At 66.8% G+C, this 13,459-nt stretch carries 15 protein-coding genes and 1 tRNA gene; 8 read left to right on the top strand and 8 right to left on the bottom strand.

Annotated elements, in window-relative coordinates; translation table 11 throughout:
* The first annotated feature begins 238 nt into the window (after nucleotides 1-238).
* Both ACNQQL_RS04040 and ACNQQL_RS04035 read left to right on the top strand, forming a co-directional pair.
* Nucleotides 239-955, top strand: coding sequence for a FadR/GntR family transcriptional regulator (locus tag ACNQQL_RS04040; protein WP_034184071.1), 717 nt, complete (start codon nucleotides 239-241; stop codon nucleotides 953-955).
* A gap of 101 nt (nucleotides 956-1,056) precedes the next feature.
* Nucleotides 1,057-2,043: a Gfo/Idh/MocA family oxidoreductase gene (locus ACNQQL_RS04035; RefSeq protein WP_347063292.1), complete on the top strand. Its 987-nt coding sequence runs from the start codon at nucleotides 1,057-1,059 to the stop codon at nucleotides 2,041-2,043.
* Nucleotides 2,044-2,095: 52 nt separating this feature from the next.
* Here ACNQQL_RS04035 and ACNQQL_RS04030 read toward each other — a convergent pair whose 3' ends face one another.
* From ACNQQL_RS04030 to ACNQQL_RS04000, 7 genes are all read right to left on the bottom strand, one after another.
* Nucleotides 2,096-2,788 carry an amino acid ABC transporter permease gene (locus ACNQQL_RS04030; RefSeq protein WP_034184073.1) on the bottom strand — a complete coding sequence of 231 codons (693 nt, stop codon included), beginning with the start codon at nucleotides 2,786-2,788 and terminating at the stop codon, nucleotides 2,096-2,098.
* Between the two features lie 122 nt (nucleotides 2,789-2,910).
* Nucleotides 2,911-3,705 carry a cystine ABC transporter substrate-binding protein gene (locus ACNQQL_RS04025; RefSeq protein ID WP_204426282.1) on the bottom strand — a complete coding sequence of 265 codons (795 nt, stop codon included), beginning with the start codon at nucleotides 3,703-3,705 and terminating at the stop codon, nucleotides 2,911-2,913.
* A 105-nt stretch (nucleotides 3,706-3,810) separates the two neighbouring features.
* On the bottom strand, nucleotides 3,811-4,848 hold the full coding sequence (locus tag ACNQQL_RS04020; protein WP_111017170.1) for a quinone-dependent dihydroorotate dehydrogenase: 1,038 nt from the start codon (nucleotides 4,846-4,848) through the stop codon (nucleotides 3,811-3,813).
* Between the two features lie 97 nt (nucleotides 4,849-4,945).
* Nucleotides 4,946-5,776, bottom strand: a complete 831-nt coding sequence (locus ACNQQL_RS04015; protein ID WP_347063291.1) for an arginyltransferase — start codon at nucleotides 5,774-5,776, stop codon at nucleotides 4,946-4,948.
* A 33-nt stretch (nucleotides 5,777-5,809) separates the two neighbouring features.
* On the bottom strand, nucleotides 5,810-6,574 hold the full coding sequence (aat, locus tag ACNQQL_RS04010; protein ID WP_347063290.1) for a leucyl/phenylalanyl-tRNA--protein transferase: 765 nt from the start codon (nucleotides 6,572-6,574) through the stop codon (nucleotides 5,810-5,812).
* Nucleotides 6,575-6,584: 10 nt separating this feature from the next.
* Nucleotides 6,585-7,130, bottom strand: coding sequence for an NUDIX hydrolase (locus tag ACNQQL_RS04005; protein WP_072441591.1), 546 nt, complete (start codon nucleotides 7,128-7,130; stop codon nucleotides 6,585-6,587).
* Nucleotides 7,131-7,311: 181 nt separating this feature from the next.
* Nucleotides 7,312-7,388, bottom strand: a tRNA-Met gene (locus tag ACNQQL_RS04000).
* 197 nt (nucleotides 7,389-7,585) lie between these two features.
* On the opposite strand from ACNQQL_RS04000, the gene ACNQQL_RS03995 reads away from it, so the two are divergent.
* Genes ACNQQL_RS03995 through ACNQQL_RS03985 form a run of 3 tightly spaced genes read left to right on the top strand, consistent with a single transcriptional unit; the run spans nucleotide 7,586 to nucleotide 9,611 of the window.
* Nucleotides 7,586-8,083 carry a heme-degrading domain-containing protein gene (locus ACNQQL_RS03995; RefSeq protein WP_347063289.1) on the top strand — a complete coding sequence of 166 codons (498 nt, stop codon included), beginning with the start codon at nucleotides 7,586-7,588 and terminating at the stop codon, nucleotides 8,081-8,083.
* 3 nt (nucleotides 8,084-8,086) lie between these two features.
* Nucleotides 8,087-8,425: a DMT family transporter gene (locus ACNQQL_RS03990; RefSeq protein WP_072441585.1), complete on the top strand. Its 339-nt coding sequence runs from the start codon at nucleotides 8,087-8,089 to the stop codon at nucleotides 8,423-8,425.
* A 31-nt stretch (nucleotides 8,426-8,456) separates the two neighbouring features.
* Nucleotides 8,457-9,611 carry an enoyl-CoA hydratase/isomerase family protein gene (locus ACNQQL_RS03985; protein ID WP_347063288.1) on the top strand — a complete coding sequence of 385 codons (1,155 nt, stop codon included), beginning with the start codon at nucleotides 8,457-8,459 and terminating at the stop codon, nucleotides 9,609-9,611.
* A gap of 108 nt (nucleotides 9,612-9,719) precedes the next feature.
* Here the strand turns inward: ACNQQL_RS03985 and ACNQQL_RS03980 are convergent, their stop codons facing one another.
* Nucleotides 9,720-10,148, bottom strand: a complete 429-nt coding sequence (locus ACNQQL_RS03980) for a hypothetical protein (RefSeq protein WP_111017165.1) — start codon at nucleotides 10,146-10,148, stop codon at nucleotides 9,720-9,722.
* A 340-nt stretch (nucleotides 10,149-10,488) separates the two neighbouring features.
* On the opposite strand from ACNQQL_RS03980, the gene ssuD reads away from it, so the two are divergent.
* Genes ssuD through ACNQQL_RS03965 form a run of 3 tightly spaced genes read left to right on the top strand, consistent with a single transcriptional unit; the run spans nucleotide 10,489 to nucleotide 13,432 of the window.
* A complete protein-coding gene (ssuD, locus tag ACNQQL_RS03975) occupies nucleotides 10,489-11,646 on the top strand; it encodes an FMNH2-dependent alkanesulfonate monooxygenase (protein ID WP_072441762.1) in 1,158 nt (385 codons plus the stop codon).
* 17 nt (nucleotides 11,647-11,663) lie between these two features.
* Entirely contained in the window at nucleotides 11,664-12,476 is an 813-nt protein-coding gene (gene ssuC / locus ACNQQL_RS03970) for an aliphatic sulfonate ABC transporter permease SsuC (RefSeq protein WP_347063287.1), read from the top strand.
* Nucleotides 12,473-13,432: an ATP-binding cassette domain-containing protein gene (locus ACNQQL_RS03965; protein ID WP_347063286.1), complete on the top strand. Its 960-nt coding sequence runs from the start codon at nucleotides 12,473-12,475 to the stop codon at nucleotides 13,430-13,432. Before ssuC ends, ACNQQL_RS03965 begins: the two co-directional genes overlap by 4 nt.
* Nucleotides 13,433-13,459: the final 27 nt, after the last annotated feature.

The following is a 13,459-nucleotide window of genomic DNA, read 5'->3' as shown; positions in this document are numbered from 1 at the left end:
AATGGACTGCATGTTTAAATCTTGTGGAAATCACGGCCCGGCAGGCGCAGCGCGCTTCCCGGGCCTTTTTTGTAGCCTTATAAATCACCCCGTCAAAAAGAGGGATAACCCTGTCAGGTGTTTACCAGATAGCGAAATATCCTCGAACTCATCAACTTATAGATCATAAGAACAGTAGTAACCAGGGCCGGCGGAACTGCGGAGCAGATGTTCGCAAATCGACGCACGGGGAGGTGTCATGGAGCAGGGCAAAGACCGGTCACTGGTCGCCAAAGTGATGGATGGGCTTGTCTCGGGTATCGTCGAAGACAAGTACGGCGGCATCTTGCCGCCACAGGACGTGCTGTCGAAAGAGTTCGACGTGAGTCGCACGGTGATGCGGGAAGCGTTGTCGATGTTGCTTGCGCGCGACATGCTGGACGTGCGGCCGAAAGTCGGCACGCGCGTGCGGCCGATGCGCGACTGGCGAATGATCGACGAAGACGTCGTGAGCTGGCGATTTCGGGCAAAACCCGATCCGCAGTTCATGCGCGACGTCATCGAATTTCGAATGCTGATCGAACCGCGCGCGACCGCGCAGGCGGCGGTGCGTGCGACCGCGGCCGACATCGCGGGGATCCGTGAAGCGTTCGATGCGTTCAAGGTGCTGCAGCCCGGCGATCCCGGCTACGACACGGCGGACGAGTTGCTGCACACGCGGATCGTGCAGGCGAGCGGCAACCAGTTCTTCCAGCAGATGGCGGCGATCGTGCGCGGTGCGGTGCGTCTCGTGAATCCGCGCGTCGTGCAGAAGGAAGGCGCGCACGAGATCGCGGTGAAGGCGCATGCGCGTGTCGTCGATGCGATCGAACGGCGCGATCCGCGCGAAGCCGAAGCGGCCTCGCTCGCGCTGATCGATTTCAGCGCCGACGAGATCTCGCGCGATTTCTCCGTCGACGTGCCCATGCGTGCCTGAACCTGCTCGCGTCGCTCATCCGTGTGCCGGCGAGCCGTTTATCATGACGGCCGGTCGGCAGCGTGCCGGCCACCGTCATACGACCGACACGGAAGATCAGGATGAACGACAACGACCACCGCCCGGTGCGCTTCGGCATCGTTGGCGCAGGCAGCATCGCGCGCCGCTTCGCACAAAGCCTCGCGCACGTGCCGGGCGCCACGCTCGCCGGTGCCTGGGCCCGCCGCGCCGACGCAGCGGCAGCCTTTTGCGAGACATGCGGCGGCACGCCTGCCGCGAGCCTCGAAGCGCTCCTCGCGAGCGACATCGACGCGGTCTACATCGCGACGCTCCATGACAGTCACGCGCAGTACACGCTGGCCGCACTTGCCGCCGGCAAGGCCGTGCTGTGCGAAAAGCCCGCAACGCTGAACGCGGCGCAACTCGATACCGTGCTGCGTGCGGCACGCGACGCCGGTCGGCTCTTCATGGAAGCGATGAAGCCGCCGTTCTTTCCGCTGTACCGCCAGCTGCGTGCGCACCTGCATGACGATCCGATCGGCGAGATCCGGCTCGTGCGCGCGGGGTGCGCATCGTCGTCGGTACCCGGCGACCATTCCGTCTATCGCCTCGATCGCGCGGGCGGCGCGCTGCTCGATATCGGGATCTACGAGGCGTTTCTCGCGGTCGACTGGCTCGGCGCGGCGCTCGACGTGCAGACGCTCGGCCGCGTCGGCGCGACGGGCGTCGACATGTTCGCGAGCCTGAACAGCCTGCACGCGAACGGCGGGATCGCGCAGCTCTTTTGCGGGCTCGACGTGATGGGCCGCGGCGATGCGCTGATCGCCGCGGCCGGCGGGCACGTGACGATTCACGAGAAATGGTGGAACCCCGCGCGCGCGACGATCCGTTATGCGGATGGGCGCACCGTCGAACTCGACGCCCCGGCCGAAGGCGGCGGGCTGAACTACGAGACCGCGCATTTCTGCGACCTGCTGCTCGCGGGCGAAACCGAAAGCCCGATCATGACGCACGACCATTCGCGGCAGATGATCGCGATGACCGATGCCGCGCGTGCCGCGCTCGGCGTGCGCTATTCGGGCGAGTAGGCGGGAACGAAAGTGCCGGGCCCGTGTGCGCGGCCCGGCGGATGGCGTGCGCTCAGTGCCGCGACGGCAGCGACAGGCGCTTTTCGTACCAGCGCTGCGCCCATTCGAGGATCTGGCACAGGATCCAGTACACGGCCGCGGCGGCGAGATAGAGCGGCAGCGGCTGGTAGGTCGCCGCGATCACTTCCTGCGCGCTGCGCAGCAGTTCGGTCACGGTGATCACGGACACGAGCGACGTGTCCTTGATCAGGCTGATCAGGCTGTTCGACAGGCTCGGCACCGCGATGCGCAACGCCTGCGGGCCGATCACGTAGCGCAGCGTCTGCCCCCACGACAGCCCGAGGCTGTACGACGCGAGCCACTGGCCGCGGTGGATGCCGTTGATCGCGCCGCGCATGCTTTCGGACATGTAAGCCGCGACGTTCGCGGAGAGCGCGATGACGCCGGCCGGCGTCGGTTCGAGCGAGATGCCGAGGCTCGGCAGCCCGTAGTAGATGACGAAGATCTGCACGAGCAGCGGCGTGCCGCGCATCAGGCTCACGTATGCGCGCGCGAGCCACGCAAGCGCATTGACCCAGATGCGTTCGAAGCCGTCGAGCGGCTCGCTTTGCCGGATGCCCATCATCGCGAGCACGACAGCGCCGAGCAGGCCGAACACCATCGACAGCACGGCGAACTTGACGGTCAGTACGGCGCCCTGGGCGAGCACCGGCAGCGATTGGACGAGCAGGGACGTTGTCGACATGGAATACGAATCGGATGCGTGCGCGAAAGCGCAATCATAAACCGGACGAATAAAGCAAAGGGCGGCATCGTTGCGGATGCCGCCCTGTCCGGCCCGCCGTCAGGCGGGAAATGCAGGCGTGCTTACTTGATCGGCTTCGTCACGTCGATGCCGAACCACTTGTCCGAGATCTTCGTGAACGTGCCGTCGGCCGCGAGCTGGGCCATCGCGTCGTCGATCGCCTTCTGGAACTTCGGGTTGCCCTTCTTGAACGGGATACCCGACGGGTTCGCCGAGCCGACGTTCGCGCCCGGGCGCAGCGGCAACTGCGAATTCTTCGTCAGGTACGCGAGCATCAGGCGGTCGTTGAGCGCTGCGTCGAGGCGGCCGGCCGCGAGATCGCGCAGGTACTCGGGCGCGCCCGGGTACGTCTTCACGTCGATGCCGGGCACCGACTTCGCCATGTCCATGTAGTTCGTGCCGAGTGCGACGCCGAGCTTCTTGCCCTTCAGGTCTTCCAGCGACTTGAAGTCACGCGAGTCGTCCTTGCGCTGGATCAGTTGCGCGGACGAGTACGTGTACGCTGGCGAGAAGTCGAGCGTCTCCTTGCGCTTGTCGGTGATGCCGACCTGGTTGGCGATCACGTCGAACTTGCCGGCCTGCAGGCCCGCGATGATGCCGCTCCATTCGGTCGTCACGAACTCGGCCTTCACGCCGAGCTTCGCGGCGACGGCCTTCGCGACGTCGACGTCGAAGCCGACCAGTTCGCCTTGCGGGTTCTTCGAGTTGAACGGCGGGAACGTGCCCTCGAGGCCGATCCGCAGCGTGCCCCGTTGTTTCACCTGGTCGAGGAGATCGGCCGCATGCGCGGTGGCGGCGGCGAACGACGAGCCGATCAGGCCCGCAACCAGCAGCTTCTTCAGCAGCGAAAATTTCATCGTGTGAGCTTCCTTGCCCCAGCTGGGGCTCTGTTCCGATAGTGCGACCGATGATAGCAAAAATGCAATCAGTCGATAAATATCGTTTGTTTATGCCTATATTACTTACGCGGTGCGCTCGCGGGCGATCGCCTTCACGCATTCCGAGACGAGCGCGGGGCCGCGGTAGATGAAGCCCGTATAAAGCTGGACCAGCGATGCGCCGGCCGCGAGCTTCGCCCGGGCGTCCTCGCCCGAGAAAATGCCGCCGACGCCGATGATCGGCACTTCGCTGCCGACTTCGGCATGCAGCTTGCGGATCACTTCGTTCGACGCGTCGAACACCGGGCGGCCCGACAGGCCGCCGGCTTCGTCCGCGTGCGGCAGGCCCTGGACGGCCGCGCGCGACAGCGTCGTGTTGGTGGCGATCACCGCTTCGATCTTATGGCGCAACAGCGTGTCGGCGATTTCCTTGACCTGTTCGTCGTCGAGATCGGGCGCGATTTTCAGCGCGAGCGGCACGAGCTTGCCGTGCAGGTCGGCGAGGCGCTGCTGCTTGTCCTTGAGCGCCGCGAGCAGCGCGTCGAGCTCGCCCGCGCCCTGCAGCTGGCGCAGGTTCTTCGTGTTCGGCGACGAGATGTTGATCGTCACGTAGCTCGCGAACGGGTATACGCGTTCGAGGCAGTACAGGTAGTCCTCGGCCGCGCGTTCGATCGGCGTATCGGCGTTCTTGCCGATGTTCAGGCCGAGGATGCCGCGATAGCGGGCTGCCTGGACGTTCTTCACGAACTGGTCGACGCCGTGGTTGTTGAAGCCCATCCGGTTGATCAGCGCTTCGGCTTGCGGCAGGCGGAACATCCGCGGGCGCGGGTTGCCGGGCTGCGGACGCGGCGTGACCGTGCCGACCTCGATGAAGCCGAAGCCGAGCGCCGCGAGGCCGTCGATGGCTGCGCCGTCCTTGTCGAGGCCGGCCGCGAGGCCGACCGGGTTGCGGAACGTGAGCCCCATCACGGTGCGCGGCGCGTCGGGCACGCGGGCCGACAGCGCGCAGGCGAGGCCCGTGCGGCCGGCCGCGCCGAGCGCGCGCAGCGTGAGGTGGTGAGCGTCTTCCGCATCCATCTTGAACAGGGATGCGCGGGCCAGCGGATAGAGGGAACTGAACACGGGAATTGGGCGGGCAGCCGAAATGAATGACAACCCGCTATTTTACCGGGAGTTGCGCGGCAGGGGCGTGCTTCGCTTCGTAGCCCCGCGGTGCGCGTCAGCCCGAGCCGGAATGCCCGCCCGGCAACGGCGCGCGGGCCAGTGCCGCATCGACGGGCGGCAGGTCGACCCGTTCCGGATCGAGTATCGTCCAGCGGCCGTCGATCAGCCCTTCGAGCGGGTGGAAGTTCGCCTTGTACGCCATCTTCGGGCTCTCGCGGATCCAGTAGCCGAGGTACACGTACGGCAGCCCGAGGCTCTTCGCCTGCTCGATCTGCCACAGGATGTTGTAGGTGCCGTAGCTCGTGTGCCGGTCGTCGGGCTCGAAGAACGTGTAGACGGACGACAGTCCGTCGCCGAGGATGTCGATCATGCTGACCATGCGCAGCTTGCCGCGCTCGCCGCCCGGGGCGTCGAGGTCGCGGAATTCGACGAGGCGCGAGTTGATCCGGCTCTGCAGCAGGAACTGCTCGTACTGGTCGCGGCTGTCGCGATCCATTCCGCCGCCCGCGTGACGCGCGGACTGGTAGCGCATGTAGAGCGCGTAGTGTTCTTCGTCGTAGTGCAGAGGCGAGACCGTCGCGACGAGCGCGCGGTGCCGTTTCCACATCCTGCGCTGTGTGCGCGACGGCACGAACGCGTCGATGGGCACACGCACCGGTACGCAGGCGCGGCAGCCGTCGCAGTACGGGCGATACGTGAAGACGCCCGAGCGCCGGAAGCCGGCCTTCACGAGTTCGGTGTAGATGTCCGAGTTGATCAGGTGGCTCGGCGTCGCGACTTGCGAGCGCGCGATACGGCCGTCCAGATAGCTGCACGGATAGGGCGCCGTTGCATAGAATTGCAGCGCCGAAAGCGGTGAAAGCGGCAGCTCAGTCGGGTGAGTCATGGGCAGCTCTCGATGCAGGGAAGGAGTGCCGCGCTAGCGCTCGATCCCGGAGGGCGCCGCCGTTTCGGCGGGGCCCGTCAGCGCGGCGAGCACGCGCTTGTCGAACTGCCACGGAATCGGCGGTTCGGCTACCGCGCGGCGCACGTGAGCGACAAAGGCCTTGCGTGCGATCTCGCGGCCGCCGAGCGACGCTAGATGCGACGTATTCTGCTGGCAGTCTATCATCTCCAGCCCCTGGTCGCGAAGGTGGGCGACGAGCGCGGCCAGCGCGATTTTCGATGCGTCGGTGGCATCCGCATACATCGATTCGCCAAAAAACATCCGCCCGAACGACACGCCGTACAGGCCGCCGACGCGGCGCCCGTCGCGCCATGTCTCGATGCTGTGCGCGTTGCCGGAGCGGTAGAGCGACGTATAGGCGTCGATGATCTCCGCCGTGATCCACGTGCCGCGCTGCCCGCGGCGCGGCGCCTGCGCGCAGGCGCGCATCACGCCCGGAAAGTCGTGATCGACGCGCACTTCCCATGCGGGCTCGCGCAGCACGCGCTTCAGCGTCTTGCGCAGCGACGGCGACACCTTGAATTCGGCCGGCACGAGGATCATGCGCGGGTCGGGGCTCCACCACAGCACCGGCTGGCCGTCCGAGTACCACGGGAAGATGCCGCGCAGGTACGCGTCGATGAGGCGCGACGGCAGCAGGTCGGCGCTCGCGGCGAGCAGCCCGGGCGCGCCGGTCGCGGGACCGAGCGCGCGTTCGATGGGCGGAAACGGATCGTCCGGGCCGAGCCAGGGGACCATGGGGGCGAGCTCAGCCGTTGCGCAGCGAGCGGAAGATATCGCCGGTGTGCACGCCGTAGTCGCCGGCGGCGCGATCGGCGAAGAAGAATCGCAGGGTCTGGCTGACGGTCGGGAACGCGATTTCGTCCCACGGGATGTCGGCTTCGTCGAACAGCTTCACTTCGAGGCTTTCCTCGCCGGCTTCGAAACCCGGATCGGTGAGCCGCGCGAGGTAGAACAGGTGGACCTGGTGCACGTGCGGCACGTTGAGCAGCGTGAACAGGTTCTGTATCTCGACGCGCGCGCCGGCTTCCTCGAGCGTTTCGCGCGCGGCGGCTTCGGCCGTCGTCTCGCCCATTTCCATGAAGCCCGCGGGCAGCGTCCAGAATCCGTAGCGCGGTTCGATCGCGCGGCGGCACAGCAGGATCTGGTCGCCCCAGACCGGGACCGTGCCGACGACGTTGCGCGGATTCTGGTAATGGATCGTGCCGCAGTGATCGCAGACGAAGCGCTCGCGGTTGTCGCCCGGAGGAATGCGCGCGATGACTTCGTGACCGCAGACGGAGCAGAATTTCATGTCGAGTGGAAGGGACGAGGTGATGCGAGTGTATCACCGGGGCGCGGCATTCTCGAACGCCTGCACATGCGGGCGGCGTGCCGTGCGAAGCGGCATGCGTGCGCGAAGAGGGGGCGGGGATCGGGTGCGGAAAAACAAAAAGCCCGGCGCTGGGCCGGGCTTTTTGCATGAATCTGGACGTTGGTTGCGGGGGTAGGATTTGAACCTACGACCTTCGGGTTATGAGCCCGACGAGCTGCCAGACTGCTCCACCCCGCGTCCGTCGAAGAAATGAATTATAAGGAGTTACCCGAGCGCACGCAAGCACTTTCTGACAATCGCGTGTCGCGTCTTGCGGGGACGGCACGGTGGGCGCGTGCGCTAGAATCGAGCGGTTTGTTTCGCCTCTTCGGTAGCGGCGCCGTGCGCGATCGCATCGGCACCGCTGCGGCTCACCTTATTGCATCGACGGATTCATGGACATCGCTCACGATCTTCAATCGATCGGCGCGCAGGAACAGGCGCTCGTGTTTCCCCATTTCGACGCGGCCCGCGCGTGGGCGCTCGGCAACCGGATGCATGCGCTCGCGACGTCGCGCGGCCATGCCATCGCGATCGACATCGTCACGTTCGGCCAGCCGCTGTTCTACGCGGCACTCGCCGGTGCGACCCCCGACAATGCCGACTGGGTGCGCCGCAAGCGCAACGTCGTCGCGCATTTCCGGCGCAGCTCGTATGCGATCGGCCTGCGCATGCAGCAGGCCGGCGCCACGCTGGCGGACAAGCACGGGTTGCCGATCGCCGAATATTCGCCGCACGGCGGTTCGTTTCCGCTGACCGTCGCGGGCGCCGGCGTGATCGGCTCGATCACCGCGTCGGGGCTGCCGCAGCGCGCGGACCACGAATTCGTCGTCGAGGCGCTGTGTACCGAGCTCGGCCAGGACTACGCCGTGCTGGCCCTCGCAAGGAGCTGAGCGATGCAGCTTCCCGGATACGCATGGCTCGCGATCGCGATCGTCGCGGAAGTGGTCGGCACGTCCGCGCTGCGCGCGGCGGACGGCTTCACGCGCTTCTGGCCGTCGGCGCTCGTCGTCGCCGGTTACGGCATCGCGTTCTACTGCCTGTCGCTGACGCTGCGCACGATGCCCGTCGGCATCATCTATGCAGTCTGGTCGGGCGCCGGCATCGTGCTGATCACGCTCGTCGCGATGCTGCTCTATCGTCAGGTGCCGGACGTGCCGGCGATGATCGGTCTAGGGCTGATCATCTCGGGCGTCGTGGTGCTGAACCTGTTCTCGAAGATGCAGGCGCACTGAACGTGCGACTGCTGTTTGCCGGATGGCCCTCATGACCGATTCCACTTCCGCTGCCGTTTCTGCCGAGTCCGCCCAGCCTGACGTGCGCGCCTATGTCGCGAACCGCATCGGTTTTCTCGAACTGAACCGGCCGAAGGCATTGAACGCGCTGTCGGTCGGTATGATCCGGCTGATGCAGCAGGCGCTCGACGCGTGGCGCGACGATCCGGAGGTGGTTGCGGTCGTCGTGCACAGTCCGCATCCGCGCGCGTTCTGCGCGGGCGGCGACGTGCGCTTTTTCCACGACGCGTGGCACCGCGGCGACCGCGATGCGATCGACGCGTTCTTCATCGACGAATACACGCTGAACCATACGATCTTCACCTATCCGAAGCCTTATATCGCGCTGATGCACGGCGTCGTGATGGGCGGCGGCATGGGTATTTCGCAGGCGGCGCGGCATACGGGCGGCCTGCGCGTCGTGACCGATTCGACGAAGATGGCGATGCCCGAAACGCGCATCGGCCTGTTCCCGGACGTCGGGATGAGCTGGTTTCTCGCGCGCACGCCCGGTGCGATCGGTCGTTATCTCGCCGTGACGGGCGGGACGCTCGACGCGGCCGGTGCACTGTACGCGCAGCTCGCCGACGTCTATCTGCCCGATGCCGCGCTGCCGGCGCTGCTCGACACGCTGCGCAGCGCGCGCATCGACAGCGGTGCACAGGCCGTCGCCTGCGTGGCCGACGCGGCTGCCGCGCACAAGGTCGTGCCGACGCCGGACACGTCAGCGCTGGCCGATGCGCGCGCCGGGATCGACCGCCATTTCGCGCAGCCCGACATCAACGCGATCCTCGCGTCGCTCGATGCCGAACCGGATTGCGCGGCCGTCGACGGGTGGGTCGAGAAGGCGACTCACGCGATGCGCGGCCAACTGTCGCCGCTGTCGATGGCCGTGTCGCTCGAAGTCGTCGAGCGCGCACGCGGCGCGACGATGGCCGATTGCCTGCGGCGCGATCTCGATCTCACGCGCTCGACGTTCGCGCGCGGCGACGTGATCGAAGGCGTGCGCGCACTGATCGTCGACAAGGATCACCAGCCGGCCTGGCGCTTCAAGTCGGCCGCGGACATCGATCGGGCCGAGGTGCTCGCGATGTTCGACAGCCCGTGGACGCCCGACACGCATCCGCTGCGGAACCTGAACGACTGACCCGCGCGCGAGACAGAAACGAAAAGGCCGCCAGCACAAGCAGGCGGCCTTTTCGCTTATTGACCGTCGATCGCTCTGCGGTCGAAGGGCGCGGAGCCCGGGCCCGCGTTACTCGTTGCCCGCGTCGTCCGACATGAACGCGCGCATGAACACGAGCGCGCCGAAGCCCCACACCGCGTTCGCCGCGAAGCCGGCTGCGAGCACGGGCATCATGTTGCCCGACGGCCAGATGCCGCGCAGCGGATCGATCGCGAACACGCGGGCTGCCGTCAGCACGATGCCGCCGAACATGAGTGCGCCGATCCACGATGCTTCGCGTTCCGGCGACACGCGCAACAGCCACGCCATCGGGATCGCGCAGCACGCGCTGATCAGCGCGTTCGCGACAAATTCAGGAATGCCGAGCGGCGCGAACGGCTGCGTGGAGAAGCCGGCCGCGGCGATCAGGTCCGCTGTGTGAAGGAGGGCGAGCGTGGCCTCGCGGAAGAACAGGGCGGCAAGGAAGCCGGACAGGAACGGCAGGATGACTTTCTGCATCGATGAGTGCACCGCAGGCGCGCCCGGCCGGGGCCGTGCGCGCGGAGTTATTCGGATAGGTACGCCATTATAGGGCCCGGTCGCCGCGATATTCGCTCCAGCGTCGTGCTAATCACGAAAGCGGAAAACCTAAGCTCAAAAAAATCGTTCCAAAGCCCTGCACCGATCCCTAGACTGATTTCCCAGAAACAGCCGTGCAATCGCGTATTCGCTCGCCGCACGGCCTGACCGGCGAACCATCCCGATTCGAACGCACACCATGCATGCGTCGCTCGTCCGCGACGCGAGCAGGGCGATGTTTTTTCAAATTTCGGCAAGAACAGTCAAGCAGGAGCAGCAGATGAATGTGTTCTGGTTTATCCCCACGCATGGCGACAGCCGCTACCTCGGCACGGCCGAAGGCGCGCGCGCCGCGGATTACGATTATTTCAAGCAGGTCGCCGTCGCGGCGGACACGCTTGGGTACGAAGGCGTGCTGCTGCCGACCGGTCGTTCCTGCGAGGATGCGTGGGTCGTTGCGTCGAGCCTCATTCCGGCGACGCAGCGCCTGAAGTTCCTGGTTGCAATCCGTCCCGGCATCGCGTCGCCGGGGCTGTCGGCGCGCATGGCCGCGACGTTCGACCGCCTGTCGGGCGGCCGCCTGCTGATCAACGTCGTGACGGGCGGCGATGCGGCCGAACTCGAAGGAGATGGCCTGTTCGCCGATCACGATACGCGCTACGAGATCACCGACGACTTCCTGAACATCTGGCGCGGGTTGCTTGCCGCGTCGCACGACAATGGCGGCTTCGACTACATCGGCAAGCACTTGCAGTCGAAGGGCGGCAAGGCGCTTTATCCGCCCGTGCAGCGTCCGCATCCGCCGCTGTGGTTCGGCGGCTCGTCGCCGGCCGCGCACGCGATTGCCGCCGATCATATCGATACCTATCTGACCTGGGGCGAGCCGCCCGAGGCGGTCGCGAAGAAGATCGCCGACATCCGTGCCCGCGCGGAGGCGCGCGGCCGCAAGATCAAGTTCGGCATTCGCCTGCACGTGATCGTGCGCGAGACCGAGGACGAAGCATGGCGTGATGCCGAGCGCCTGATCAGCCGCCTCGACGACGACACGATCGCGCGTGCGCAGAAGGCGTTCGCGAACATGGACTCGGAAGGTCAGCGCCGGATGGCCGCGCTGCACGGGGGCAAGCGCGGCGGTCGCGAGGCGCTCGAGGTGTATCCGAACCTGTGGGCCGGCGTCGGTCTCGTGCGCGGCGGCGCGGGCACCGCGCTCGTCGGCAATCCCGAGCAGGTCGCCGAGCGCATGCGCGAATACGCGGACCTCGGCATCGAGACGTTCATCCTGTCCGGCTACCCGCACCTCGAGGAGTCGTATCGCTTTGCCGAACTCGTGTTCCCGCTGATCAAGGGCAAGGGCGCGCAGCGGCCGGCCGGCCCGCTGTCGGGGCCGTTCGGCGAGATCGTCGGCAACAACTATCTGCCGAAGGCAAGCCAGAGCTGAGCGAGGAGAGGCCTGCGATGACAACGAAAACGTCGACGACGGGTGCCGCCGTGGCCGCCCGCGCATGGCGCGGCGTCGCGCCGTGGCTCGTGCCCTTCGCGCTGCTGGTTGTGTGGGAAGTCGGTGCGCGCACCGGCTGGCTGTCGACCCGCGTGCTGCCCGAACCGGTTGCGGTCGTGCGGGCGGCATGGTCGCTCGTGACGTCGGGCGAAATGTGGGCGAACGTGAAGGTGAGCACGTGGCGCGCGCTGATCGGTTTTGCGATCGGCGGCGGCGTCGGTCTCGCGCTGGGGCTCGCAACCGGCCTGTCGAAGGCCGCCGAGGTCGCGCTCGATTCGACGATCCAGATGATCCGCAACATCCCGGCGCTCGCGATGATTCCGCTCGTGATCCTGTGGTTCGGCATCGACGAGAAGGCGAAGCTGTTCCTCGTGGCGCTCGGCGTGTTCTTCCCGATCTACATCAACACGTATCACGGGATCCGCTCGGTCGACGCGAACCTGATCGAAATGGCGAAGAGTTACGGCGTGCGCGGCTTCGCGCTGTACCGCGACGTGATCCTGCCCGGTGCGTTGCCGTCGATCCTCGTCGGCGTGCGTTTCGCGCTCGGGCTGATGTGGGTGATGCTGATCGTCGCGGAAACCATCTCCGCGCAGTCGGGCATCGGCTACATGACGATGAATGCGCGTGAATTCCTGCAAACCGATGTGGTGGTGGTCGGCATCCTGCTGTACGCGGTGCTCGGCAAGCTGGCCGATGTGCTGGCGAAATGGCTCGAGCGCGTGACGCTGCGCTGGCACCCCGCTTACCAATCAGGAGCAAAGGCATGAATGCGACGACTTCGGCGGCCGCCTACGGCCCGCTCGCCGGCGCAGACCTCGAGGCCGAGCTGGCGCAGGCACGCGTCGCGGACGGCGATGCGCGCGACGCGGCGATTCTCGATCGTGACGGTAGCGCATCAGTCGTTCCGCTTGCGCGGCGGCGCGCGGGAAGTCCGGCACCCGACGACGCGGTGACGCTGTCGGGCGTCAGCAAGCGCTTCGGCGCGCGCACCGTGCTCGACAACGTCGAACTCGGCATTGCGCGCGGCAGCTTCGTCGCGATCGTCGGCCGCAGCGGCTGCGGCAAGTCGACGCTGCTGCGTCTCGTCGCGGGACTCGAGCAGCCGAGCAGCGGCGCGCTCGTGACGCGCGGCGACGGCGGCGGTGCGCTCGATACGCGGATCATGTATCAGGATGCGCGCCTGCTGCCGTGGAAGACCGTGCTGCAGAACGTGATGCTCGGCCTCGGGCGCGGCGCGCGCGACGACGCGCGTGCGGTGCTCGATGAAGTCGGCCTGCTGGAGCGGGCGAACGACTGGCCCGCACAACTGTCGGGCGGCCAACGGCAGCGTGTGGCATTGGCGCGCGCACTCGTGCACCGGCCGCAACTGCTGCTGCTCGACGAGCCGCTCGGCGCACTCGACGCGCTGACCCGCATCGAGATGCATGCGCTGATCGAGCGCTTGTGGCGCGAGCATCGGTTCACCGCGCTGCTCGTCACGCACGACGTGCAGGAGGCGGTCGCGCTCGGCGACCGCATCCTGCTCATCGAGCAGGGGCGCGTGGCGCTCGACCAGCCCGTACCGCTCGACCGGCCGCGTGCTCGCGCATCGGCGGCGTTTGCGGCGCTGGAAGACCGCGTGCTGAAGCGCGTGCTCGCCGGCGGGCCAGGCGCGGCCGCACCGGGCGCGGTGCATGAAGCAGACAACGTTCGACCGGTCGGGCAGATCCGCTGGGCCGTTTAAATCCGGGCGGCTTCGGCCGCCCGTTCT

The organism is Burkholderia sp. LFS061 (assembly GCF_047978125.1).
Classification (GTDB): domain Bacteria; phylum Pseudomonadota; class Gammaproteobacteria; order Burkholderiales; family Burkholderiaceae; genus Burkholderia; species Burkholderia pyrrocinia_C.
This window is presented reverse-complemented; position numbering and strand designations above follow the sequence as displayed.

Coding starts and splice junctions, on each gene's coding strand:
- aat (WP_347063290.1), bottom strand. CDS start 6,574: ATGGTCCCCTGGCTCGGCCCGGACGATCCGTTTCCGCCCATCGAACGC.
- ACNQQL_RS03995 (WP_347063289.1), top strand. CDS start 7,586: ATGGACATCGCTCACGATCTTCAATCGATCGGCGCGCAGGAACAGGCG.
- ACNQQL_RS04035 (WP_347063292.1), top strand. CDS start 1,057: ATGAACGACAACGACCACCGCCCGGTGCGCTTCGGCATCGTTGGCGCA.
- ACNQQL_RS03990 (WP_072441585.1), top strand. CDS start 8,087: ATGCAGCTTCCCGGATACGCATGGCTCGCGATCGCGATCGTCGCGGAA.
- ACNQQL_RS04015 (WP_347063291.1), bottom strand. CDS start 5,776: ATGACTCACCCGACTGAGCTGCCGCTTTCACCGCTTTCGGCGCTGCAA.
- ACNQQL_RS03980 (WP_111017165.1), bottom strand. CDS start 10,148: ATGCAGAAAGTCATCCTGCCGTTCCTGTCCGGCTTCCTTGCCGCCCTG.
- ACNQQL_RS03965 (WP_347063286.1), top strand. CDS start 12,473: ATGAATGCGACGACTTCGGCGGCCGCCTACGGCCCGCTCGCCGGCGCA.
- ACNQQL_RS04040 (WP_034184071.1), top strand. CDS start 239: ATGGAGCAGGGCAAAGACCGGTCACTGGTCGCCAAAGTGATGGATGGG.
- ssuD (WP_072441762.1), top strand. CDS start 10,489: ATGAATGTGTTCTGGTTTATCCCCACGCATGGCGACAGCCGCTACCTC.
- ssuC (WP_347063287.1), top strand. CDS start 11,664: ATGACAACGAAAACGTCGACGACGGGTGCCGCCGTGGCCGCCCGCGCA.
- ACNQQL_RS04005 (WP_072441591.1), bottom strand. CDS start 7,130: ATGAAATTCTGCTCCGTCTGCGGTCACGAAGTCATCGCGCGCATTCCT.
- ACNQQL_RS03985 (WP_347063288.1), top strand. CDS start 8,457: ATGACCGATTCCACTTCCGCTGCCGTTTCTGCCGAGTCCGCCCAGCCT.
- ACNQQL_RS04030 (WP_034184073.1), bottom strand. CDS start 2,788: ATGTCGACAACGTCCCTGCTCGTCCAATCGCTGCCGGTGCTCGCCCAG.
- ACNQQL_RS04025 (WP_204426282.1), bottom strand. CDS start 3,705: ATGAAATTTTCGCTGCTGAAGAAGCTGCTGGTTGCGGGCCTGATCGGC.